The following is a 24,322-nucleotide window of genomic DNA, read 5'->3' on the forward strand; positions in this document are numbered from 1 at the left end:
CCCCATCTACGCGCCTGCCGCGCCTTCAACGCAATATAAGCTTTTGATCGGTACTCAGTTTCGCAATGCAGGGCGGTGCGCCCGGCACAGGAGCTGAACCATGACCCTCGTCAGCGGCTGGGGCCGTTTCCCGGTCGTCGATAGCGACGTGCTGCGGCCGCGGTCCTTGGAGGCCGTTGCTGAAGCCATGGTGTCCGGCACCGTGGCGCGCGGCAATGGCCGCGCCTATGGCGATGCCGCGATCGGGGCCGTCAGGACCGTCGCGATGACGGGCTTCGACCGCATCAGGTGGTTCGATCCGGCGACCGGCTGCATCCGCCTCGAGGCCGGCGTGCTGCTCTCGGATCTGATCGACTCTTTCGGCCCGCGCGGTTTTCTGCCCTTCGTGCTGCCCGGCACGCGCTTCGTGTCGATCGGCGGCGCCATCGCCGCCGACGTGCACGGCAAGAACCATCATTGCGAGGGCGGCTTCGGCCGTTACGTCGACAGCATCCTGCTGCGCATCGGCGAGGGCGAGGTGATCGAAGCCTCGCGCGAGCAGAACTCCGACGCGTTCTTTGCCACAATCGGCGGCATGGGTCTGACCGGAATCATCCTCGAGGCGACGATGCGGTTGCGCAAGGCCGAAACGGGATGGATCCGCGAGCGCGTGATCTCGGCATCCGATCTCGATGCCGCGATGCGCGCGCTCGATGCAGGCGATGCCGCGACCTATTCGGTGGCCTGGATCGATTGTGCCGCGCGCGGCAAGGATCTCGGCCGCTCGCTGATCTATCTCGGCGAGCACGCCGGCAAGGACGAGCTTCCCGCCGGTGCCGCCGCGTTTCCCGCCGGCAAGGATCCCGGTCTCGGCGTGCCCATCGATTTGCCCTCGATGACGCTGAACCGCTTCAGCATCCGTGCCTTCAACGAGCTGTATTACCGCATGGGCGCGCGCCGCGCCGGCCGCAGCCATGTGGTCTCGCTCTATCCTTATTTCTTCCCGCTCGACAGCATTGCCGACTGGAATCGCATCTACGGCAAGCGCGGCTTCCTGCAACATCAATGTGTGATCCCGGAAAACGGCGCGCGCGACGTGCTCGGCGAGATCCTCGATCGCGTCGCGCGGCGCGGCGATGCCTCCTTCCTCGCGGTGCTGAAGAAGCTAGGCCAGGGCGACGGCATCCTGTCGTTTCCGCTGCCCGGCTACACGCTGGCGCTGGATTTCCCGGTGCGGGGCGACATCCTTAATTTTCTCGACGAGATCGATGGTCTCGTCGTCGCGACCGGCGGGCGGCTTTATCTCGCCAAGGATGCACGCCAGTCGCGCGCGACGCTCAGAGCCGGCTATCCCGCGCTGTCGCGCTTCAACGCGATCCGCAAATCGCTCGATCCTGCCGGCAACATCCGCTCCAAGCTTTCACAACGTCTGTTTGATGAGGTCTAGGCCGTGACGTCGCGCAAGTCTGTACTGGTCCTGGGTGGCTCATCCGACATCGGCCGCGCCGCGGCGCGCGCCTTTGCCAAAGCGGAATACGATGTGGGGCTCGCCGGCCGCGACCTCGCCGCGTTGGAGCCTGACGCCGCCGATCTGCGCGCGCGCTACAATGTCGAGGTCGGCCTCCACACCTTCGACGTGCTCGACACCGCCTCGTTCGAAGGCTTCGTCGCCGGCCTTCCCGCGCTGCCCGATGTCGTCATTTCGATCGTCGGCCTGCTCGGTGTGCAACAACAGGCCGAGAGCGATCTCGCCCACGCCACCGCGATCATGCGCTCCAACTACGAGGGTCCGGCGCTGATCCTCGGCCTGTTCGCGGAGAAGTTCTTGAACCGCGGCAGCGGCACGCTGGTCGGCGTGTCCTCGGTTGCCGGCGATCGCGGCCGCGCCTCCAACTATGTCTATGGCTCCGCCAAGGCCGGCTTCTCCGCCTTCCTGTCCGGCCTGCGCGCCCGCGCCAGCCGGGGCGGCGTTCACGTCGTCACGGTCAAGCCCGGCTTGGTCCGCACCAGGATGACCGAAGACATGAAGCTGATCGGTCCGCTCACCGTCGAAGCCCCCGTCGTCGGCGCTGCGATCCTTCGCGCCGTCGAGACCAAGACCGACATCGTCTATGTCAGCGCCAAATGGCGCCTCGTGATGCTGATCATCAAGACGCTGCCGGAAGCGGTGTTCAAGAAGCTGAAGTTTTGAGGCCGTTGCCGCACGTTCGGTGCGCTCCCTCGCTCGCTTGCGGCAGAGGGCTGGGGAGAGGGGTGTCTCCACAGAGAGACTCCCGATGGCGAGAAAGCCCTCACCCGCCGCTTCGCGGCGACCTCTCTCGCAAGCGGGAGAGATGAAACTCACACGCTCATGCGCTGGAACTGACCGGCCGCGCGGAAGCGCCAGAGATATTGCGGGGCGATCGCCTCCAGCGAATCGGCTGATATGCCGAGGCCTTCCAGGGTCAGCCCGGCCGCCTTCGCCGCCTCCGACACGACATTGTCGCGCTCGAGCAGCGTGACCTGGTCGGGCGTCAGCTTGAACGCGCCCGGCGCGAATTGCAGGAAGTTGGCCTGGAAGCGGGCGAGGCCGAACGACAGCGGCACCAGCATCCGCTTGCGGTCGGTGATTTCGAGGATCGCCTCGATGATCTCGCGCATGCTCAGCACCTCCGGCCCGCCGAGCTCGTAGGTCGCGCCCGCCTTGGCCTTGCCGTCGGCGGCATCCGCGATCGCGCTGGCGACGTCGCCGACATAGACCGGCTGCATCTTCGTCTCGCCGCCGATCAGCGGCAGCACCGGCGACATCCGGGCCAGTGCGGCAAAGCGGTTGGTGAACTGGTCCTCGGGGCCGAACATCACGGAGGGGCGGAAGATCGTGGCGGCGGGAACCGCGGCCAGGACCGCCGCTTCGCCGGCCGCCTTGGCCCTGGCATAGCGCGAGGGCGATTGCGCATCGGCCCCGATCGCCGAGACATGCACCAGCTGGGCCCCGGCGGCGGCGGCCGCCTTGGCGACGGTCTCGGCGCCCTTGGCCTGGACGGCGTCAAACGTCTGCGCGCCGCCCTCGGTGAGGACGCCGACGAGGTTGATCACGACATGCGAATCACGCAGCGCCGCCTCGACCGAGGCCGGATAGCGCAGATTCGCCTGCACATTGTGGACCTGCCCGACCCGGCCGAGCGGCTGGAGATATCCGGCGAGTTCCGGCCGCCGCACCGCGACCCGGACCCGGTAATCCCGCTTGCACAGGGCGCGGACGACGCTGCGGCCCAAAAACCCCGATCCGCCGAAAACCGTGACGAGCGTGTCCAGATTCGATGCCATGGGAGCCGTTCCTGCGGAAAAGAGTGCGTCGTGTCAGGCTTGTATCGGGCCGGTTTGCGATGCGCAATCGGCATCCCGAGCCCGGCCTCACGCATGAATTGACAACGGCGTCACCGAACCGTAGTAACCGCCTCCGTGCCCCAAACGGCATGCCCAGGTGGTGGAATTGGTAGACGCGCTGGCTTCAGGTGCCAGTGGCTTAACGGCCGTGAAGGTTCGAGTCCTTTCCTGGGCACCATCCCTTGCTCAAGCGACTGAAATCGCTCATCCGCAGGACATCGAGCTGCTGACCGGTCCACGACTCCGAAGCACAGCGCTCATGGCGCGCCGAATGGCCGTCGTCGCCACGTCGGAAGATGCCGGCAAGGCCGGTGACCCCGAGCCCCCCCCTAGGAGGCCTCAGTGCTCGTTGACCGCAGCGCCGAGCTTGATCAGGCTCAGCGAGCGGTTCGCGGTCTCGCGCAGGCGGCAGTAGCTCGCGCCGCCCCGGTACATGCCGGGGTCGACGTTGTCGAAGACCGCGCAGAGGCGATCACGCGACGCGGCGAAAATTTTCTGCGAGTCATTGACCGCCTTGATCGCGTCGGCGAACCCGCCGGCCTGAACCTTCTTCAGCGCCTCACTGGTTTTCTGCGTCCAGACGGCGAGTTCGCGCGCCGCGCAGGCCTTCCATCTGGCGACATCGTCATTCGCGCCCTCTGCCGCCTTGATGCAGGGGTCGGCGACGAGCCCGACGCAGGTGCCGCCGAAACCGCCGGTTTTCTCCACCTTCTTCAGGCAGGCATCGATCACGGCAAGGTCGGCTGGCGCGGTGCTTTGGGTGGTGTCTTGCGCGAAAGCCATCGATGCCAGCGTGAGGCCTGCGGCGAGGATCGCGGCGGCAAGTTTGAATTTCACTGGAAATCTCCGTTCGCGCATCGATGCAACCTTGGTCACCGAAGGCCCGGCGTGGGTTCATCCGAATGTGGAGCAGGAGCCGCTCCCTCACACCACCCGCTTCCCCGTCCGCTCCGCCACCGCCTTCTGCACGAAATACATCATCACCAGCGTGACGATCGTCGTGGTCACGACGACGTAGCCGATCCGGTCAAAATGGAGCAGGGCGCCGTCCGCGCCTTGCGCGATGATCGCAGCCGCGAGCACCGAGCCGAGTCCGCCGGAGAGCTGCTGCAGCGAAGCGCTGACCGCGCTGAACGAGCCGCGCTGGCTCGCATCGGGAATCGCCGACATCAGCGCCTGCGACGGGATCATGCGCGAGAAGATGCCGACGAACATCAGCACGTTGACCAGAATCGCGGTCGCGAGCGAGACGTGGCCGAGATGGGTGTAGATCAGCACCATGAGGACGGTCATGGCGCAGCCGAACACGAAGGTCGGATATTTGCCGAAGGCGTCGCTGGCGCGGCCGACCAGCGGCCCGGTGACGATGCTGAACAGGCCGGAGACGAGATAGATCGTCGGCAGATGCGTGATGTCGATGCCGAGATTATGCACCGTGTAGGCGCTGGAGAACGGCATCAGCATGTACCCGCCCGTCGCCAGCAGCGTCGTGACGGCGAAGGCCAGCGTATAGCGCGGCTCGCCGATGGTCGCGACCAGATGGTGGAACGGGTTTCTGTCCTGCTTCAGCTTCAGATGCGCGTCGACCGGCTCCATGGCGAAGGCGATGATCGCGATCGTCACGATCGACAGCACGACGATCGCGACGAAGCAGACATGCCAGCTCCAGTGATTGGCGAGAAACAGGCCGGCGGGAATGCCGAGCACCTGGCTGGCGGCGAACGCGGTCTGGATGATTCCCATCACGCGGCCGCGCATCTGCAGCGGAAACAGGTCGGTGATGATGGCGAGCACGACCGCGCCGATCACGCCGCCGAACAATCCGGTCACGATCCGGCCGATCAGCAGCACATGGTAGTTCGGCGCCACCGCGCACAGCAGCGTGCCCAGCGCGAAGCCGACATAGAAGAACAGCAAGAGGCGCTTGCGATCGAAGCGATCGGCAAAGCCGGCGGCGAGGATGCCCGACACTCCCGCGCTGAACGCGTAGGCCGACACCGCGACGCCGAACTGCCCCGCCGTGATGTTGAGCGACGGCATCAGGATGGCGCCGAGCGGCGACATGATGATGAAATCGAGGATGATCGTGAACTGCGTCAGCGCCAGCAGCGCGATGAGGAGCGCCTGGTAGCGCGAGAATCCGCGCGGGCGCTGGTCGTCGATCGGCGCAGCGAGCGTTTGTTCGGTCATGGCATCTGATTCACGGTGGGGAGCCCCGGGGAGGGAAATTGGCAGATAGGGTGGGCGGGGACGATGTCCACGGCGCGGAAAGCAAAAGTTCTGCCGGGACAGGAAGCTCGCGGCGGATTGTGGGATCCGGGCAACAGCGCCTGGGGCGGAAGCCGTCCCCACCTCTCCAACCGAATTAAGCCGCCTTTAGCGAATGTTCCCATAGGGTTGGCCGTCCATTTCCTGCTCCCCGGCCGAATTGCCGGTCATGTCGCGGCAAGTCAGAGCGTTTTCCGATGGAGCAGCGTGCCTCCCAGTATGATCCTGGCGTGTCCGAGCCGTCGGCGGCCCGGACCCTCGTCATCGACCTCGAAGGCGCCCTGTTGCGGTCCGAGCTGCTGTTGGAGGCGCTGTTCTCCAGCCCCGGCCGCCTGCTGGCGCGCTTCGGCGCGGGCGGACGGGCCGGGATGGCGGCGCTCACGAAGATCCTGGCGCGGGCGGAGATCGATTACGCCCATCTGCCCTATGATTCCGATGTGATGAACCGGGCGCTGGCGGCACGGGCGCGCGGGGCGAAGATCTATCTCGTCGCGGATCGGCTCGCCGCTCACGCCGCGGCGATCGCAGCGCATCTCGGCTTCGATGGCGTCGTCACGTCGGCCGATCTCGCCGCGGGCAACGCGCCGTTCGATCGTGCCTCCATCGCGCGCGTCGAAAATCGCGAGGTCCGCAGAGCTGACCTCGCCATCTGGGTGAAGGCGCTGCGGGTCCATCAATACGCCAAGAACACGCTGGTGTTCGTGCCCGCGCTCACGGCGCATCAGATGAGCCTTTCGGTGCTGGGCTACGCGCTGCTCGCGTTCCTGGCGTTCTCGGCCTGCGCCTCGGGCGCCTATCTGATGAACGATCTGCTCGATCTCGCTGCCGATCGGCAGCATCCGACCAAGCGCCACCGCGCGCTCGCGGCCGGCGACTTGCCGATCTCGTCGGCGCTGTCGGCCGTTCCCGCATTGTGGTTGTTCGCGCTGGCCGCCAGCCTCTGCATCTCGCCGCTGTTCCTCGGCGTGCTCGGCCTCTATCTCGTCACCACGATCGCCTATTCGCTCGCGCTCAAGCGCAAGATGCTGGTCGACATCGTCACGCTCGCCGGCCTCTACACGCTTCGCATCGTCGCCGGCGCCGTCGGTGTCGGCGTGGTGCTGTCGGAATGGCTGTTGATCTTCTCGCTGTTCGTGTTCACCTCGCTCGCCCTGATCAAGCGCTTCAGCGAGCTCAGCATGCGCGAGAGCGCGGGCCTCGCCGATCCCGCCAACCGCGACTATCGCGTTACCGACCTTAACGTCATCGCCGCGATGGCGGCGGCGAGCGCCATGAACGCGGTGACCGTGTTCTCGCTCTACGTCTCGTCCTCGGCGGTGACGCCGCTCTACAGCCGGCCCTGGATGCTGTGGCTGCTCACGCCGCTGCTGCTGTACTGGTTCGGCCGTGCCCTGATGATGGCGCATCGCCGCGAGATGCCGGACGATCCGATCCTGTACGCTTTCCGGGACGGTCCCAGCCGCATCGCCGTCGCGGCGATGGTCTGCATCATGCTCGCCGCGATCTGACCGGCCCGTAAGGTCGCGGCCGCCGCTTGCGTGACCTGCTGCGACTGGCTACATCGCGATCCATTCGACTAGCCTATGATATCGACGCACCGATTCGACCCGAGGTTTTCATGACCGTACGCCTGCACCGCGGCGACCTGCCCGACCTGTCCCGCTACACCGGAGCGGTGGCGATCGACACCGAGACCATGGGGCTGAACCCGCACCGCGACCGGCTCTGCGTGGTGCAGCTCTCGCCCGGCGATGGCAGCGCCGACGTGGTGCAGATCCCCAAGGGCCACACCGACGCGCCGAACCTGAAGGCGCTGCTCGCCAATCCGGCGGTCACGAAGATCTTCCATTTCGCGCGGTTCGACGTCGCGGTGCTGTACCAGACCTTCGGCGTCATGACCGGGCCGATTTATTGCACCAAGATTGCCTCCCGCCTGACCCGCACCTACACCGACCGCCACGGCCTCAAGGACCTCGTCCGCGAGGTGCTCAACATCGACCTCTCCAAGCAGCAGCAGTCCAGCGACTGGGGTTCCGACAGCCTGACCGAGCCGCAGCTCGCCTACGCCGCCTCCGACGTGCTGCATCTGCATGCCTTGCGCGAGCGGTTGGATGCCATGCTGGTGCGGGAAGGCCGCAGCCAGCTGGCGCAGGCCTGTTTCGACTTCCTGCCGACCCGCGCCCTGCTCGACCTCCAGGGCTGGGCGGAAGAGGACATTTTCGCGCATTCCTGAACGCCCGGCGCGGCGATTGGCCGGGCCTTGCCGCCCCGTTTCGGACACTTTCGTAACGGCCTGTCGCCGGCTGCATATTTGGGCGGCGCCGGATAGAATGGGGTGCCCCCCTCGACCGGACACGGCGAGCTCCTCGTCAGGAGCCAGGCAAGCAGGAACCAAGGTGAATTCGGCCCAGAATCCCACCTACGACGCCGCGCTCGCGGCGAAGTTCGCCAGCGCGGCACGCCACAGCCGCCTGGTGCGGATTCTGCGCATCGCGGTGCCGGGTGCGGTGCTGCTGTCCATGGCCGCCATCGTCGGCGTCTCGATCTTCAATCCGTTCCGCATGCTGATACCGAAGCTGCCGGTCGATAGCGGAAATCTGGTGGTGTCGGGCACCAAGATCACGATGGAATCGCCGCACCTCGCTGGTTACACGCCCGATCAGCGGCCCTACGAGCTCTGGGCCAAGACCGCGACGCAGGACATCACCGATCCTGACCATGTCGATCTCAAGGACTTGCGCGCGAAGGTGTTGATGGAGGATCAATCGACCCTGTTCCTCGACGCCCGCACCGGCCGCTTCGACAACAAGCAGCAGCAGCTCGATCTGCGCAAGGACATCTTGCTGCGCACCTCGACCGGCTATGAGGCGCGGCTGAACTCGGCTTTCGTCGACATGGGCAAGGGCACGGTCTCCTCGGACGAGCGCGTCGACGTCAAGCTGACCAACGGCACGCTGAGCGCGGATCGCCTGCGAATTACCGAAGGCGGCGACGTCATCCGCTTCGAGGGCAATGTGGTGATGCATCTGGACAAGCTGGATGAGCCCGCCGCTGTTCAGCCTGCACCGCCCGAGCCTGCGCCGACGAAGACACGCACGCCTCAGAACAAATCTGCCAATTCGAAGTGATTTTCATGATGACCTGTTTTCCGCGTGACGCTGTTGTCAGCAAGGCCGCGCTCGCAATCGGCCTCGCACTGCTCGTCACCGGTGCGGCGCTTGCGCAGAGCACGATGCAGGGCGTGCCCAATGCGATGCAGGGCTTTTCGCAGAACCGCGATCAGCCGATCCAGATCGAAGCCGCCTCGCTCGAGATGCGCGACAAGAAGAAGGAGGCGACCTTCGCCGGTAATGTGAAGGTCGTGCAGGGCGACACCACCATGACCTCGAAGACGCTGGTGGTGTTTTACGAATCGGGCGGCGGCGACAAGCCGGCCGCGCCGCAGCCCGCAGCGAAAGGCGCGAAATCGGCGCCGATGCAGTCGGCGCAGCCGGGTCCGGGCGGCAGCTCCTCGATCAAGCGGCTCGAGGCGCGCGGCAATGTCGTGGTCACCCAGAAAGACCAGGTCGTGACGGGCGAGACCGCGGTGTTCGACACCAAGACCAATCTCATCACCATGCTCGGCGGCGCGGGCGGCCAGGTGGTCCTGACCCAGTGCAAGAACGTGCTGCGCGGTGATCGTCTGATGGTCGACATGACCACCGGCGTGTCCCGCGTGGAAGCCGACAACGGACGGGTGCAGGCATTGCTGCCGCAGGGCGGCAGCAATGATTGCGGCCAGGGCGCCAAACCCGGCGCGCCGCCGCCTCTGCAATTGCCGGGCGCAACTAAACAAAAGTGAATTCAACAACTTGGATCGGGTGCTCCCGATCCGAGGTTGAAGCTTGGCGGGCGAGCCTGTATCTAGCGCGCAGGGCTTTTGAAGCGGGGTCTGCCGCTTTTCGGGCGTGTTTCACTGGGCATGAGACATCCCTTCATTCATGGTGCGCCGGCGAATCGAGGCCGGCACGGCAGCCGTGATGATCGCGAAAGGCTAGAAGGCGGGGATGGTCGATCTCTTCAGCATGTTCCGTCGGCGCCCCGCCAAGCGCGGCCGGCCAGGATTTGCGCGTCAGGACATCACCGCGCTCGGTGACAGCGTCGGCGGCCTCGTGCCCAGTCCTGTTAGGGACGCCCCACCGATTGGCCGCGACCAGCCGCGCGCGGCCGACCAGTTCCAAGGTGACTACGAGGCCGACTATCCGGCCGAGCCGCGCCCGCAGGCGGTTCATCCGGTCCGGACTGTCGCCAGGCCCAACGGTGGCGGCGGGCCGCAGCTGTTGAAGCGGCCCGGCTTCCTGGCTGTGCATAGCGTGGAAAAAGCCTTCGGCAGCCGCCAGGTGGTGCGCGGCGTCAGCATCTATGTGCGCCGCGGCGAAGCCGTCGGCCTGCTCGGCCCGAACGGCGCCGGCAAGACCACCGTCTTCTACATGATCACCGGCCTGATCAAGGCCGATCGCGGCGCGATCGAGCTCGACGGCCACGACGTCACGAAACTCCCGATGTATCAGCGCGCGCGGCTCGGCATCGGCTATCTGCCGCAGGAGGCCTCGATCTTCCGCGGCCTCACCGTCGAGCAGAACATCCGCGCCGTGCTCGAAGTGGTCGAGCCCTCGCGCAAGAAGCGCGAGCAGCAGCTTGACTCGCTGCTCGACGAGTTCAACATCACGCGCCTGCGAAAATCACCGTCGATCGCGCTGTCGGGCGGTGAGCGCCGCCGCGTCGAGATCGCGCGTGCGCTGGCGACGCGGCCGAACTACATGCTGCTCGACGAGCCCTTCGCCGGCATCGACCCGATCGCGGTCGGCGACATCCAGGACCTCGTCCGCCATCTCACCAATCGCGGCATCGGCGTGCTCATCACCGACCACAATGTCCGCGAGACTCTCGGCCTCACCGACCGTGCCTATATCGTCTATGCCGGGGAAATCTTGACCGAGGGAACTCCGGATGAGATCGTGGCTGATCCGGATGTGCGCCGCCTTTACCTTGGCGAGGAATTCCGCCTCTAGCCCGTTTTTGCGTTTCGTCAAGACGTGTACATCGGGCTCGGACTAGGATAAGCAAAAATCGGACCATTTTTGGGAACGGTTCTTGCTTCATGGCGCTTACGCAGAGATTAGAGTTCCGGCAATCGCAGTCACTGGTCATGACGCCGCAGCTGATGCAGGCGATCAAGCTGCTGCAATTGTCCAATCTCGATCTCACGACCTTCGTGGAAGAGGAGCTCGAGCGAAACCCTCTGCTGGAGCGGGCCAGTGACGAGGCCCCCACAGAAGCCCCGGCCGAGGCCGGCAGTTACGGCGATTCCGAGGGTGGCCAAGGCGATGGCCAGGGCGAGGATGGCTTCAGCGGCAGTGCCGAGGGTTTCGAGCCGGGCCAGGAAGAATGGATGAGCAAGGATCTCGGCACCCGCGCCGAGATCGAGCAGACCCTGGACACCGGCCTCGACAACGTCTTCTCCGAGGAGCCGGCCGAGGCTGCGGCGCGCAACGCCCAGGATGCGGCGCCGACCACTTATACCGAATGGGGCGGCGGCGCCTCCGGTGACGAAGACTACAATCTCGAGGCCTTTGTCGCGGCCGAGACAACGTTGTCGGACCATCTCGCCGAGCAGCTCTCGGTGGCCTTCACCGCGCCCGCGCAGCGCATGATCGGTCAGTACCTGATCGACCTCGTCGATGAGGCCGGCTATCTGCCGCCCGATCTCGGCCAGGCCGCCGAGCGTCTGGGCGCGACGCAGGCCGAGGTCGAAAACGTCCTCGCCGTGCTGCAAAAGTTCGATCCGCCCGGCGTCTGCGCGCGCTCTCTCAGCGAATGCCTGGCGATCCAGCTGCGCGAGCTCGACCGCTACGACCCCGCGATGCAGGCGCTGGTCGAGCATCTCGATCTGCTCGCCAAGCGCGACGTCGCGGCGCTGCGCAAGATCTGCGGCGTCGACGACGAGGACATCGCCGACATGATCGGCGAGATCCGCCGCCTCAATCCCAAGCCCGGCATGAAGTTCGGCTCGGCGCGCCTGCAAACCATGGTGCCCGATGTCTATGTCCGTCCGGGTCCCGACGGCGGCTGGCATGTCGAGCTCAACAGCGACACCCTGCCGCGCGTGCTGGTGAACCAGACCTACTATTCCGAGCTGTCGAAGAAGATCGGCAAGGACGGCGACAAGTCCTATTTCACCGATGCGCTGCAGAACGCGACCTGGCTGGTGCGCGCGCTCGACCAGCGCGCCCGCACCATCCTGAAAGTGGCAACCGAGATCGTGCGCCAGCAGGACGGGTTCTTCACCCATGGCGTCGCGCATTTGCGGCCGCTCAATCTGAAGGCGGTCGCCGACGCCATCCAGATGCATGAATCCACGGTGTCGCGCGTCACCGCCAACAAATACATGGCGACCAATCGCGGCACGTTCGAGCTGAAATATTTCTTCACGGCCTCGATCGCCTCGGCCGACGGCGGCGAAGCGCATTCGGCGGAAGCCGTGCGTCACCACATCAAGCAGCTGATCGATTCGGAGGAGCCCTCCGCGATCCTGTCGGACGACACCATCGTGGAACGCTTGCGCGCCTCGGGCATTGATATTGCCCGCCGCACGGTCGCGAAGTACCGCGAAGCCATGCGCATACCCTCCTCGGTGCAACGCCGCCGCGACAAGCAGAGTGCTCTTGGTAACGTCCTCTCTACCGCCTTGTCCGATCGCTCCCGCAATCCCGAACCGGCCTGATTGCGCTGGCGCCAAATCGCGCTACTCTCGATGCCCCATCGAGACCGATCCAAGCTGGGCACCAACCAAGCGAGGCATCACATGACTCTCAGAATCTCGGGCAAGAGCATCAGCGTCGGCGAGGCCCTGCGCGGCCGCGTTGCCGACCGCACCGACGAGGTGCTGCGCAAATATTTCGACGGCAATTATTCCGGCCACATCACGCTGAGCAAGGACGGCTTCGGCTTTCGCACCGATTGCGCCCTGCATCTCGATTCGGGAATCACGCTGGAAGCCGATTCGAACGCACCGGATGCCTATGCCAGTGCCGACCAGGCGCTGCTGATGATCGAGAAGCGGCTGCGACGCTACAAGAACCGGCTCAAGGACCGTTCCGCGCGCAAGGCCCATGCCGCCTCCGAGGCGATGGCTGCGCTCGACGCCACCAGCTATGTGCTGGAAGCGCCCGGAGAGGGCGAGGACGAAGTCGCCGGCTACAGCCCCGTCATCATCGCCGAGCAAACCACGTCGCTAAAGCGGCTCTCGGTCAGCGAAGCCGTCATGGAACTCGACCTCAGCGGGGCACCCTGCCTGGTATTCCAGCATGGCTCGTCCGGCCGGGTGAACATCATTTACCGCAGGGCGGACGGCAATGTGGGCTGGATCGACCCGCCGGGAGCCAAGGTGGACGGCCAGGCCGGCGGCTAGGCCCGTGGGCCGGCACCCGTACCATCCCGGCCCTTAACAATGACAGGGGCGAAGCCGCACGCGGGAGTTGGCACCGGGATTGCGTTGGAGTAGAAGCCCCCCACATCTGGACTTGGTAGGGCTTGGGCTAAGTCCCCCTCCTGCTTCATGTTATTGACGCCGGCCGGGCTTGGTCTATCAAGCCAGCCAAATCGGAACCTGACGGTTTAATTCACCTCGGAAAGCTTCCATGCCGATTACCGATCTGGTCGCACCCGAGGCGATTCTCCCGGCATTGAAAGTCAACAGCAAGAAGCAGGCCCTGCAGGAGCTCGCGGCCAAGGCCGCCGAGCTGACCGGCCAGAACGAGCGCGCGGTGTTCGAGGTGCTGCTGCAGCGGGAGAAGCTCGGCACCACCGCGGTCGGCTATGGCGTCGCCATTCCGCACGGCAAGCTGCCCAAGCTGGAGAAGATCTTCGGCCTGTTCGCGCGGCTCGATCGTCCGATCGATTTCGAGGCGATGGACGGCCAGCCGGTCGATCTCGTCTTCCTGCTGCTCGCCCCCGAAGGCGCCGGCGCGGATCACCTCAAGGCGCTGGCCCGCATCGCCCGCCTGCTCCGCGACCAGGACATCGCCAAGAAGCTCCGCGCCTCGCGCGACGCCCAGGCGATCTATTCCGTGCTGGCGCTGCCGCCCGCAACGGCGGCGTAACGTCGCCTTCTTCCAGCCTGTCGAGGGTCCGATCCGCTCGGGCTCCTGGATCGCGCGTTGGGCCGTGTCGCCACGCCCCGGTGATCTCCAAGGTAGACGGTATGAAAATCTTCCCGCCTGAGACGCACGGCACATTGGCCGGTGTCAAGGTCCGCTAAGAGTCGCTCGAGACCATTTGGACTGAGTGGACGTGATGCGGAATGGAAGGGCGCCGTTGCGCATCGGCGCGGCGGCGGAAGAACGGCTCCATGGGCGCCGGCGCTTGCGGATGGCGCTCCTCGGCACGGTGGCAAGCGGTGCATTCTGGCTGGCCGAACTGGAGCCGGCGCAGGCCGGACCGGGCAGCTGCACGGTTGTCGGCGACACCGCCACCTGTAGCGGCGATCAATCGGCCGGGATCGGTGCGGCCGATTTCAACCCAGGCGTGGTCGGCACGCTCAACGTCAATGCGCTGACGACCGACATCGCGCCGGGCTCCGGCGTCGCCGCGATTTCCTTCAACAAGGGCAACGGCAACGTCACCATCAACAGCGACCTCGGGCCGTATGCCATCCACGCGACCGGAATCACCGACGCAATTACCGGCACAGTCAACGGCAGCGTGACCATCAATCACGCCGGCAACATCAGCTCGGCCGGCGGCGCCGGCATCTACTTCACGACGGTCGGTGGGTTCGCCGGCGGTATCACCGACATCAGCATCACCAGTAGCGGCACGATCGACGCGTATAGTGACGGCATTCATGCGTGGGTACAGACCGCTTTGTCCAACGGCCCCGTCGTCATTGCGCACACTGGCGACATAACGTCGAGGACGACCTATGGGGTTTCCGCGCTGACCCTCTCCAACACCGTAAACGTCACTACCGTCGGCAACATCAACGCGGCCCTTGGGGGCATCGAGGCAACCGCCGACTTTGACGTTACCGTCAACAGCACGGGAAACATCGCAGCTACCGCAGGCATCCTTGCGTTCTCCATCTTCGGCCACATCGCGGTTTCGCAACGCGGTAACGTCGCCGCCACTCTCGACGGCATCTTTGTGAGTACCTCGAGCGGTTCTGCGACGGTCACGCAGAACGGCAATATCTCGGCTGGACGCAACGCCATCTTCGTCGCGGCGGCGGACAGCGTCAGCATCACCAGCCGCGGCGATCTCGTCGCCCATGACACCGGCATCGCGGCGACCGGCGGCGGCGTCGGCGTGAACAGCATCGGCAACATCGCCGTGAGCAACGGCGCCGGGATGTACATCATCGGGCAGCAGGCCGTGGGAATCACCAGCCGTGGAAACGTAAGCGGGTCCACCTACGGTATCTTTGCGGGCATGACGAACCTGTTCGGATACTTTACGACTGTGGACAGTGCCGGCGACATCGTCTCCTCCGCAGGCGAAGGAATTCACGCCGAAACGGTTGCTGGAGTGACCTCCGTCACCAGCCGCGGGACCATCAGCGCATTTGCCGACGGCATCCGCGCTTACGCGCCCGGCAATGTCACCGTGAACAGCACCGGCACGGTTTCGTCCGGGTCGGGCAACGCCATCTATGCGAGCGGGGGAGGCAATCTCGAGGTCACGGCCAGCGGCGGCGTCGTGTCGGGCGCGCTCGCGGGCATCCGGCTGGACGGCGGCGCAACCAATACCGTGAGCATCGATGCGACGGCCAGAATCATGGGCGGTCTCGATGCAGTTCTGGCGAGCACCGGCAACGACACCGTGAACAATTCCGGTATCGTCAGCGGCAATGTCGTGCTCGGCGGCGGCAGCAACGCCTTCAACAACCTGTCCGGCAGCGTGTTCAACAGCGGCGCGACGGTGGATCTCGGCGCCGGCAATCTGCTGAGCAACGGCGGCATGCTGGCTCCGCTTGGGGTCGGCGCGGTCGGCACCACGACGCTGACCGGCGATTTCGTTCAGGGCGCGAGCGGCAGGTTCATGGTGGACGTGGACGCCGCCGGTCACAGCGCCGACCGGCTCAACGTCACCGGCACGGCCGGCCTCGGCGGCAAGGTGGTGGTGGATCCGCTGGCGCGCCTGGCGACGACGACGACCTACACGATCGCGAGCGCAGGCAACGTGAGCGGCACCTTCACGGGGGTGGATTTCCTGACCGCAAACAGCTTCGCGCGCAACGCCCGGCTGAGCTATGTCGGCAACGACGTGCTGCTGACGCTCGATCCCGGCCTGCTGTCGTATTCGCTCCCCAGCAATGCCAGCGTCAATGTGCGGAACGTTGCGGCGGGGATCGACGCGCCATTGATAACAGGCGCAGGCTTGCCGGCGGGCTTCAATGCCCTGTTCGCAATGGCCGGTACGCCTCTGATGAACGCCCTGACGCAGGCCTCGGGCGAGACTGCGACCGGCTCGCAGCAGACGACTTTCAACGCCATGAGCCAGTTCATGGGCACGCTGACCGACCCGTTCCTGGCCGGGCGCGGCGATCCTCACGCGTCAGCCGGTGTGACGGGATACGCTGGCGATCCGCCGGCGTATGCCGGTGGCCGCAAGCGCAGCGGTGCCGAGCGTGACGCCTACGCGGCGATCTCCCGCAAGGCGCCGCCCGCGCAGACCTTCGAATCCCGCTGGAGTGCATGGGCCGCAGGCTTTGGTGGCTCGCAGACCACCGACGGCAACGTGCAAATCGGCTCGAATAATGCAACCAGCCGCATCGCCGGCGCAGTCGCCGGCGCCGACTATTGGCTCTCGCCGCATACCGTTGCGGGCTTCGCGCTCGCCGGCGGGGGCACCAGCTTCTCGGTGGCCAATGGCGGCACCGGCCGCTCCGACCTGTTCCAGGCCGGTGCGTTCGTGCGGCACAATGCAGGCGCGGCCTATGTCACGGGCGCGCTCGCCTATGGCTGGCAGGACATTACTACCGATCGCACGGTCATCATCGCCGGTGCCGACCATCTCCAGGCGCGCTTCAAGGCCAACGCCTATTCCGGCCGGCTCGAAGGTGGATATCGCTTCGTCGCGCCCTGGATCGGCGGCGTCGGCATCACGCCCTATGCCGCGGCCCAGTTCACGGCGTTCGACCTGCCGGCCTATACGGAGCGGGCGATCACCGGCAATGACACCTTTGCGCTCAGCTACGCTTCGAAGATTGTCACCGCCAGCCGCAGCGAACTCGGCCTGCGCACGGACAAGTCCTTCGGCATGGCCGACGGCATTGCCACGCTGCGCGGCCGTCTTGCCTGGGCGCATGATTTCAACCCTGATCGCTCGATCGGAGCAACCTTCCAGGCGCTGCCCGGCTCGAGCTTCGTGGTCAACGGCGCCGCACAGGCCGCCGATGCCGTGCTCGTCAGCGCGTCGGCGGAGAAGGCATGGCTGAACGGTTGGTCCGCGGCTGCAACCTTTGAAGGTGAGTTCTCGAACGTCACGCGCAGCTACGCCGGCAAGGGCGCCGTACGATATGCGTGGTGATGCCCGTGCGGGGCCGGTGAGAGCGGTCAGCTCGTGACCAGCCTGCACACCGACGATTCCGAGGAAGCCGAAAGCGCGATCTGGCAAGCGCCCAGCGTCGGCGTGGAAAAGCTGGCCGGAAACGTGATGCGCTGCTCGATCACGGTCAATGTGATCGCGTCGATGGGTGTCCTCCACCCCGCGCTGCTTCCCGCAGAATGGAGCTTTGTGCAACAGGTCGTTGCGCTCCTGATGTGGGTCATCTTGATCTACGCCAGTGCCTTCGTGCGTCCCTGCCTGCGCGTGCAGCCCAATCCCGATTTCATCGCGCTCGTCGCATTCTATGCTCTCGCCGCTGTTTCCGTGCTCTGGAGCGGCCTCGCCACTGCGGCGATCATGAAGAGCGCGGCCCTCGTGGTCACGACCTTCGGTGCGTACTGCCTCATCACGCGGATCGATATCGACGAGATCGTCGGAGCGACGGCGCTGGGGCTCTTCATCTTGGTCGCCGCCTCGGCCCTGTGTGCGGTCTTCGTGCCCGAGATCGGCGTCGATCAGAGCTGGATGCACAGCGGCCAGTGGCAGGGAATCTACGAATCGAAGCAGACGCTCGGCTTCATCAGCGCCTATCTGATGTTCTTTGCCTTCTATCAGAAGATGACGGGCCAGGGCTGGATCGTCTTCCTCCTGACGTTTCTCCTGGCATCGGCATGCGTCATCGCCTCGGAATCCCGTGGTGCCGGCGCAGTCGCGATTGCCGCGGGCGCACTGCTCGTGACCTCGATGTGGTCGATTCGCTGCATGAGGATCTACGCGGTGCTGCCGGTCATCATGTGCATCCTGGCTGCACTTCTGATCCTGTATTTCTACGTCACCGGGTACGATTCAATCCATCTCGGCGAATCGACCATCAACTTGACCGAGCGGACGTTCATCTGGCAGTACGCCATCAGCCATTTCAACGACGCGCCGCTGCTGGGCTTCGGCATCAACGGATTCTGGACGCGCCCTGCGATTTACGACTATTTCAACCAGAACCACGGCTGGGTGCTCGACAATTACCATAGCGGCTACATTGCGGTGGCGATGGAGACGGGTTTCCTGGGATACGTGCTGTTCGTCGCGAGCGTCTATCTGTTCTCGGAAAAGGTCCTGTACTTGATCGCCACCCGGTCGATCGATCGTCGCCACTGCGCTCTCGTGATCGGATTTGTCGTCCTCAGCTTTCAATCGAATTTCACCGAGACGATGTTCCTTCGCTCCACGATGTTCACCTCGGTGCTGCTCGTCGCATTCTTCTTCGCCGTGTGTCGGCCGGTGCCGCAGCAAGGCTCTCAGCAATGATGGAGCAGGCAGGATGAACGCCATCTGCGCCCGCTGGGCGGCAGCTTTCGGTCTCGCCTTGGCGCTATCGGTGCTTGCGATCTGCTCCCCGGCAGAGGCAGCCGGGCAGGCCAAATCCGCTCCCCCAAAATTGGGACGCGGCATCAACATCCTTGGCTACGACGGCATCTGGGAGGGAGGCCGGAACGCGCCATTTCGTCTGGACAATCTCACTGCGATCAGGCGCGCCGGGTTCTCGCACGTTCGGATCAATTTCTTCGGCTTCAAGTTCATGAACCCGGGGAATGCGCTGGACGAAGTGGTCTTGAGGCGGCTCGATGCCGTCATCGAGGAGGTGCTCGCCCGGAATCTCATCCCCATCCTGGACGAGCACGATACCCATGTCTGTCAGCGCGACGTCTCCGGCTGCGCCGAGAAGCTGAAAGCATTCTGGACGCAAATCGCCGCGCGCTATGCCGGGAAATATCCGAGGCTTGTCTTCGAGGTGCTCAATGAGCCGGGCGGGCAGATGACGTCCGCCGCCTGGAACGCCCTTCTGAACGAGTGTCTCGGCATCATCCGCGCCACCAACCCCCGGCGGTCGGTGATCGCTGCGGTCCTCAACGTCGACGAGATGCCCGTCGAGGAGCTGGTCCTGCCGTCAGATGATCGAAACCTCATCGTCACGTTTCACTATTACGCGCCGCTCCGTTTCACCCATCAGGGCGCACCATGGTCGCCGAAATTCTCGCAAATCGGCCCGCTCGATTGGGGCGCGCCGGAGGAGGAGCAGAAGGCGCGCGCCGATTTCGAGAAGGTCAGGTCCTGGTCCGAACGGGAAAAGCGCCCGGTCTATCTCGGCGAGTTCGGCGTGTACGAGGCCGCTCCAGCCGAAGCCCGAACGCGATATCTGTCGTTCATGGCGCGAAGTGCGGAGCGGCTCGGCTGGGCCTGGGCCTATTGGCAGTTCGACCACGATTTCGCGGCCTTCGACAGCGCGCGGCAAACCTGGAAGCCGGAGATCATCCGGGCGCTGATTCCAAACGCACGCTGAAACGCGAATGTTACGTGACCTGAACTCGACCGCGCGATGCGATCCTGCTCCGCCTTACGCGCCGTTTTCCGGCTTAAGACGCCGAGAGGCGGCGCCTTGCGTTCACTTTTGACCAATACCCAATTACCAAATGTATCGGAGTGTTGCTGCCCGAATACAGCGCGCGGAGGCCGGCCGATGTACCTTGGCTGGAGATTTCTATCGCTGATTGCTTTGGGGGTGACGAATGAAACGACTGCTGCTGGCGACGTCGGCTCTGATTGTCGCAGGCTCTGCTCAAGGTGCCGATCTGGGAGCTCGTCCCTACACGAAAGCGCCGGTTGCGGCGGCCGTGCCTTTCAGTTGGACCGGCTGCTATGTCGGGGGTCATGTCGGCGGCGGTGCGAGCCGAACGGGCTTCACGGATCCCGGCATCGGAACGGGGGCGCTCATCGCGCCGGCAATGACCATAGGCAATGTCCCTGGTGATCGCATTGGGGTGAACGGAGACGTCGGAATTGTAGGAGGCGTTCAGGTAGGTTGCGATTACCAATTTGCCAGCAACTGGGTGCTCGGGATTGCCGGCGATTTCACGGCCACCGATCTTCACGGCACCGCCAACGATCCCTTCTTCGCCGGAAAGACCGGCGCGCCCGCCACTCTATCGAGCCGCACCGACTGGGTCGCCAGCGTCACGGGTCGGATCGGCTACACATGGGATCGCTTCCTGGTTTATGGCAAGGGCGGCGTCGGGTTTGCGCATGACCGGTACAATCTGAACAATTTCACGACGATTGGCGGCTTCGTTTGTCCCGGTGTGGGATTCCTCGTTTTTGAGCCCTGTAATTCAAGCGCCAGCACCGATCGTGTCGGCTGGGTGGCAGGTGCCGGTGTCGAGTGGGCCTTCGCCCCGAACTGGTCGGCCTTGATCGAGTACACTCACTACGGCTTCGACAGCAAGCGCGTGGGGTTCGCCAATCCAGTCGCCGCCACCACCGCGTTGATCGATATTCGTCAGGACATCGATATCGTGAAGGTAGGCATCAACTATCGGTTCGGCGGATCACCCGTCGTGGCGAAGTACTGATTGATCGCGTCAGCAGATAAAGGGAGCGGCCGGGGCTCTAACCTCGCGCCGCTTCCATGCGATTCACGATCCGCTGCCCGATCGGGCTCTTCAACCAGGCTTGGAAACCTGGCCTGTCCCAGCTCATCCGACGCAGCACCAGAAGCGATCCATCCGTGTGCGATCGCACGGGATTGTCGGGTTCTGGCTCGAGCGTCCATCCGAGCTTCGACAGATATTGGATGGTCGTCTGGTTGCGCTCCAGCACAAACGCGCGGATGCGGCTCAACTTGAGATCGTCGAACACGAATCTGAGCAGCGGAATGAAGGTGTTCACCGTAGCGCCGGCATTACGGTGCTCCTTCTCGCCGACGACGGCGCTGACGAGTGCCTCGCCGGCTGAGGCATTGACGTCGAGGCGAATGAAGCCGACATGGATGCGGCTGCCGCGCTCGAATATCCCGAGCAGCAGCCGTTCGCGCTGATCGAAGGATTTGATGTAGTCGGCGATATCAGCCTTGGTCATCGCGCGCGGTGACGTGTTGAGCACATGCACCGTCCAGGGGTCGGACAGCCAGTCCGCCCAGCGCTGCGAGGCGTCATCGCGCTTGATGGTGCGCAGGAAATAGCGCCCGGCCGGAAACCACAATTGCTGCTTGGGCAGACGTTCGACTTTCGGCGGCATGCCGCATCTAAGCAGTTTCGAGTCGGACGATCAATTTGGATGGCTCAACGTGCAGGTCTCGAGCGGCGACGCCTTCGTGCGAGCCGCTCGTGCGCTTCAGCAGACCGTCGGCAGCAGGCGCCGGACTTCATCGAGCAGTTCGGGAACCGCCGTCTTGTCACCCGCGAGGTGCTTGAGCAGCGCACTCTGGAATAGACCGTCGAACAGCGCATAGAGCGCGCCTGGCGACGACGCCGGCCGCTTGCCGCCGAACTCGGCATAGCGAGAGGCAATGCGCCAGATCATCGCTTCCAGGCTCTTGTCGATCTCGAGCACATCCTTGCGAAACGCCGCCTCGAACATCGCCTGCGAGCGCAAATCGTACCAAAGCCGGTGCATGCGGGCTTCGTTCTGCAGCGTTGCTGCGAGCTTGGCGAGGAAGCCCTCCGTCAATTCGTCGCGGCTCGTTGCGGTCGCGACGACCTCGTCATAGCGCGTCACGCACTGCGCCTTGTAGTGGCGAACGCAGCAGCAGATCAGGTCGAGCTTGTCGCTGAAATAATAGTGAAACACGCCGTGCGTGAACGCCGAGTTCTGCGCAATCTCCCGCAGGCTGGTCCGGGCGAAGCCAAGCTCTCCAAGCGTCTCGAGCGCGGCCTCGGCGAGCTCGATGCGCCGCGCGTTGAACTTGTCGTCCCGCACGATCTCCGCCACGGCCTCTCGCTTCGCCGCTCCTGTCGCTTGCCGCGCCATCGTCGCGCTGTCTCCCGTCTCTTGGCCACCACGATCACATCGTCGGTCATCGTCTACAGACCATCCTCTTTGACAACTGTCAAATTTTTACCTTGACAACTGTCAAGTCCCGGGAGGAGTGTGCGCGCCAAGAAATTTGGACAGTCGTCAAGACGCCAGCAAATGGAGGAAATGCACCCACCGGCGCCGCGCCGCCGGAACGGACTCGCATGCCGGTGCGCAACCGCGCCGGCACCGTGCTGCCAGTCGCAGCACGCACCGATCATCAGCGAACAGATCAGTCCAACAGATCAGTCCAAGCAAAGGGAGGACGTGCGATGAGTGAGAAGAGTCTTGATGGCCGCAAAGCCCTGGTCACCGGCGGAGCCCGCGGGATAGGAGCCGCCATCGCAGAGGCACTGGCGCGCTCCGGTGCGGCGGTCATGATCGGCGACATTCTCGATGACGTCGGCAAGGACAGCGCCGGCCAGATCGCCAGGCTCGGTGTGAAGACCGGCTTCGTGCATCTCGATGTCGCCGACGATGCGCAGTGGGAGAAAGCGGCTGCCGCGACCATTGCCACCCTCGGCGGCTACGACATCCTCATCAACAACGCGGGCATCGAGATCACCTCGCTGATCTCGGAGGTCAAGGCCGAGGATGCGCGGCGGATGTGCGACGTCAACATCGTCGGCACCGTGCTCGGCATGAAGCACGCCTTCCGCGCGATGCGGCCGGGCGGAGCGGCGGGCAAAGGTGGCGCGGTCGTCAACATCGCTTCCGTCGCGGCGACGATCGCCTTCCCGAGCATCGCGGTCTATTCCGGCACCAAATCTGCGGTCGATCGCATGACACGGGTCGCTGCGATGGAAGCCGGCAAGCTCGGTTATGGCGTGCGCGTCAACTGCATCTATCCCGGCTTGATCCCGACCGACATGGGCCTGCAGCTGGCCAACGACATCGTGAAGATCGGTCTCGCGCCCGACGTCAACGCCGCGGTCGGCTCAGTGGTGGAGCAGACGCCTCTCGGCAAGCTCGCGGAGGTCGGCGACATCGCCAATGCTGCGGTGTTCCTGTGCTCGAACGAGGCGCGCTTCATCACCGGCATCGGACTGCCGGTCGATGGCGGCATGGGCATGTAGCAGAACCTGACAACAAACATTTCGGAGGAACGCAATGAGCGCGAAGAAGCCCGTCATCGTCTATGGCGCGTCCGGCTACACCGGCCGCCTGGTCTGCGAATATCTGCGTGAGTACAACATCCCGTTCATCGCCGCCGGCCGCAGCGCCGAGAAGCTCAACGCCGCAATGAAGGCGAACGTGGCCGGCATCGAGACCGCCGACTACGAGGTGGTGGAAGTGCCGCACACCGTGAGCGCACTGACCGAGTTGTTCAACGGCGCCTCGGTGGTGCTCAACACCGTGGGTCCCTTCGCCAGGTTCGGAGGCGAGGTGGTGCAGGCCTGTTGGGCTTCCCGATGCCACTACACCGACACGACAGGCGAGCAGGACTGGTTGATCACGCTCGAGCAGGAGTGGGGCACCAAGTTCGCCAATGCCGGCCTGCTGCTCGCGCCGGGCATCGCGCAGATGTACACCACCGGCGAGATCGCCGCGCAGCTGTGCCTGGAGACGCCCGGCCTCGACACGCTGGATATCGCCGTGTTCTGGGGCGGCAGCCCGACCATCGCCTCGACCCAGACCATCCTGGTCAACGCCGCGATGGCAAAAGCCTACTATTTGGAACAGAACAAGTATGTCGAGCATCAGCCCGACGCCGGTCTCTACAACCTCGCCATCCCCGGCCAGCATGAGCTGGCGCTGGCGCTGCCCTGGGGCGGCACCTCGCACCCGGTGTGGTTCAAGCGCGATCCGCGCGTTGCCAACGTGAAGGTGCTGGGCGGCGTGTTCAACCGCGCGCTGATGCTGGGCGTGCCGCAGATCGTCGCCGCCGCGCTGGATGCGACCAAGGACATGAGCCCCGACGACCGCTATGCCGCGTTGGCGCAGACTGCCGCCGGCGTGATGAACACCATGCCGCCGCGGGAGAACCCGCGCGTCAACAAGTCGCTGGATTCGGTGCATGCCTCCGGCCCGTTGGGGCGCGCGCACTGCGTCATCAACGGCAACAGCAATTACAAGCAGACCGGCTTGCTGCAGGCCTATGCCGCGGCGCACCTGCTGCAGCAGCCGCCCAAGCGCGTGGGCTTCGCCTCCGGCTGCCAGGCATTCGGTCACCACGAGCTCCTCGGCCAGCTGCGGAGCTTCGGGCTGGTCAGCAGACCGGTCCTCACCGTGCACGACTGAGCAGGATGGCGGGTGGCGCGGTCGCGCGCCACCCGCC

General features: G+C 64.9%; 21 protein-coding genes and 1 tRNA gene. 17 read left to right on the top strand and 5 right to left on the bottom strand.

Features of this window, described 5'->3' with window-relative positions; translation table 11 throughout:
- Positions 1 to 100: 100 nt before the first annotated feature.
- Positions 101 to 1,426 carry an FAD-binding protein gene (locus AB7M16_RS19365; protein ID WP_453944913.1) on the top strand — a complete coding sequence of 442 codons (1,326 nt, stop codon included), beginning with the start codon at positions 101 to 103 and terminating at the stop codon, positions 1,424 to 1,426.
- Positions 1,427 to 1,429: 3 nt separating this feature from the next.
- Positions 1,430 to 2,170: an SDR family oxidoreductase gene (locus AB7M16_RS19370; protein WP_453944915.1), complete on the top strand. Its 741-nt coding sequence runs from the start codon at positions 1,430 to 1,432 to the stop codon at positions 2,168 to 2,170.
- Between the two features lie 149 nt (positions 2,171 to 2,319).
- On the opposite strand, the gene AB7M16_RS19375 is transcribed toward AB7M16_RS19370, so the two are convergent.
- Positions 2,320 to 3,285, bottom strand: coding sequence for a complex I NDUFA9 subunit family protein (locus AB7M16_RS19375; RefSeq protein WP_453944917.1), 966 nt, complete (start codon positions 3,283 to 3,285; stop codon positions 2,320 to 2,322).
- A gap of 151 nt (positions 3,286 to 3,436) precedes the next feature.
- Here AB7M16_RS19375 and AB7M16_RS19380 point away from each other — a divergent pair.
- Positions 3,437 to 3,523: transfer RNA gene (locus AB7M16_RS19380), tRNA-Leu, on the top strand.
- A 161-nt stretch (positions 3,524 to 3,684) separates the two neighbouring features.
- Here AB7M16_RS19380 and AB7M16_RS19385 read toward each other — a convergent pair.
- Complete coding sequence (locus AB7M16_RS19385; protein ID WP_246571451.1) at positions 3,685 to 4,128, bottom strand: lysozyme inhibitor LprI family protein; 444 nt, start codon at positions 4,126 to 4,128, stop codon at positions 3,685 to 3,687.
- Between the two features lie 141 nt (positions 4,129 to 4,269).
- Complete coding sequence (locus tag AB7M16_RS19390; protein WP_439401885.1) at positions 4,270 to 5,535, bottom strand: MFS transporter; 1,266 nt, start codon at positions 5,533 to 5,535, stop codon at positions 4,270 to 4,272.
- A 308-nt stretch (positions 5,536 to 5,843) separates the two neighbouring features.
- On the opposite strand from AB7M16_RS19390, the gene AB7M16_RS19395 reads away from it, so the two are divergent.
- The 12 genes from AB7M16_RS19395 to AB7M16_RS19450 all read left to right on the top strand — a co-directional run bounded on the left by AB7M16_RS19395 (position 5,844) and on the right by AB7M16_RS19450 (position 20,603).
- The gene (locus AB7M16_RS19395) at positions 5,844 to 7,121 is read left to right on the top strand and encodes a UbiA family prenyltransferase (protein ID WP_453944920.1); all 1,278 of its coding nucleotides are present in this window, start codon (positions 5,844 to 5,846) and stop codon (positions 7,119 to 7,121) included.
- A 110-nt stretch (positions 7,122 to 7,231) separates the two neighbouring features.
- Positions 7,232 to 7,846 (top strand): ribonuclease D, encoded by a 615-nt coding sequence (locus tag AB7M16_RS19400; protein WP_260373487.1) that lies wholly within the window; start codon positions 7,232 to 7,234, stop codon positions 7,844 to 7,846.
- A gap of 163 nt (positions 7,847 to 8,009) precedes the next feature.
- Positions 8,010 to 8,741 (top strand): LPS export ABC transporter periplasmic protein LptC, encoded by a 732-nt coding sequence (gene lptC, locus AB7M16_RS19405; RefSeq protein ID WP_172788627.1) that lies wholly within the window; start codon positions 8,010 to 8,012, stop codon positions 8,739 to 8,741.
- A gap of 5 nt (positions 8,742 to 8,746) precedes the next feature.
- Positions 8,747 to 9,454 carry an LptA/OstA family protein gene (locus AB7M16_RS19410; protein WP_212257743.1) on the top strand — a complete coding sequence of 236 codons (708 nt, stop codon included), beginning with the start codon at positions 8,747 to 8,749 and terminating at the stop codon, positions 9,452 to 9,454.
- 205 nt (positions 9,455 to 9,659) lie between these two features.
- The gene (gene lptB, locus AB7M16_RS19415) at positions 9,660 to 10,664 is read left to right on the top strand and encodes an LPS export ABC transporter ATP-binding protein (RefSeq protein ID WP_172788625.1); all 1,005 of its coding nucleotides are present in this window, start codon (positions 9,660 to 9,662) and stop codon (positions 10,662 to 10,664) included.
- 89 nt (positions 10,665 to 10,753) lie between these two features.
- The gene (gene rpoN / locus AB7M16_RS19420) at positions 10,754 to 12,376 is read left to right on the top strand and encodes an RNA polymerase factor sigma-54 (protein WP_453944923.1); all 1,623 of its coding nucleotides are present in this window, start codon (positions 10,754 to 10,756) and stop codon (positions 12,374 to 12,376) included.
- Between the two features lie 81 nt (positions 12,377 to 12,457).
- On the top strand, positions 12,458 to 13,063 hold the full coding sequence (hpf, locus tag AB7M16_RS19425) for a ribosome hibernation-promoting factor, HPF/YfiA family (protein ID WP_260381515.1): 606 nt from the start codon (positions 12,458 to 12,460) through the stop codon (positions 13,061 to 13,063).
- Between the two features lie 229 nt (positions 13,064 to 13,292).
- Complete coding sequence (gene ptsN / locus AB7M16_RS19430; RefSeq protein WP_063681444.1) at positions 13,293 to 13,754, top strand: PTS IIA-like nitrogen regulatory protein PtsN; 462 nt, start codon at positions 13,293 to 13,295, stop codon at positions 13,752 to 13,754.
- Between the two features lie 214 nt (positions 13,755 to 13,968).
- Entirely contained in the window at positions 13,969 to 17,181 is a 3,213-nt protein-coding gene (locus AB7M16_RS19435; protein ID WP_453944925.1) for an autotransporter outer membrane beta-barrel domain-containing protein, read from the top strand.
- A 33-nt stretch (positions 17,182 to 17,214) separates the two neighbouring features.
- Complete coding sequence (locus tag AB7M16_RS19440) at positions 17,215 to 18,504, top strand: O-antigen ligase family protein (RefSeq protein WP_453944927.1); 1,290 nt, start codon at positions 17,215 to 17,217, stop codon at positions 18,502 to 18,504.
- 13 nt (positions 18,505 to 18,517) lie between these two features.
- Entirely contained in the window at positions 18,518 to 19,537 is a 1,020-nt protein-coding gene (locus AB7M16_RS19445) for a glycoside hydrolase family 5 protein (protein WP_453944929.1), read from the top strand.
- A 226-nt stretch (positions 19,538 to 19,763) separates the two neighbouring features.
- Positions 19,764 to 20,603: an outer membrane protein gene (locus tag AB7M16_RS19450; RefSeq protein WP_172788619.1), complete on the top strand. Its 840-nt coding sequence runs from the start codon at positions 19,764 to 19,766 to the stop codon at positions 20,601 to 20,603.
- 37 nt (positions 20,604 to 20,640) lie between these two features.
- On the opposite strand, the gene AB7M16_RS19455 is transcribed toward AB7M16_RS19450, so the two are convergent.
- Together AB7M16_RS19455 and AB7M16_RS19460 are read right to left on the bottom strand one after the other, a co-directional pair.
- Positions 20,641 to 21,267, bottom strand: coding sequence for a GNAT family N-acetyltransferase (locus tag AB7M16_RS19455; protein ID WP_453944931.1), 627 nt, complete (start codon positions 21,265 to 21,267; stop codon positions 20,641 to 20,643).
- Between the two features lie 96 nt (positions 21,268 to 21,363).
- Complete coding sequence (locus AB7M16_RS19460) at positions 21,364 to 21,999, bottom strand: TetR/AcrR family transcriptional regulator (RefSeq protein WP_453944933.1); 636 nt, start codon at positions 21,997 to 21,999, stop codon at positions 21,364 to 21,366.
- 317 nt (positions 22,000 to 22,316) lie between these two features.
- Between AB7M16_RS19460 and AB7M16_RS19465 the strand changes: the two genes are divergently transcribed.
- Entirely contained in the window at positions 22,317 to 23,120 is an 804-nt protein-coding gene (locus AB7M16_RS19465) for an SDR family NAD(P)-dependent oxidoreductase (RefSeq protein WP_453944935.1), read from the top strand.
- Between the two features lie 34 nt (positions 23,121 to 23,154).
- Positions 23,155 to 24,285, top strand: a complete 1,131-nt coding sequence (locus tag AB7M16_RS19470; RefSeq protein WP_453944937.1) for a DUF5938 domain-containing protein — start codon at positions 23,155 to 23,157, stop codon at positions 24,283 to 24,285.
- Positions 24,286 to 24,322: the final 37 nt, after the last annotated feature.

It is taken from the genome of Bradyrhizobium sp. USDA 372 (assembly GCF_053629095.1).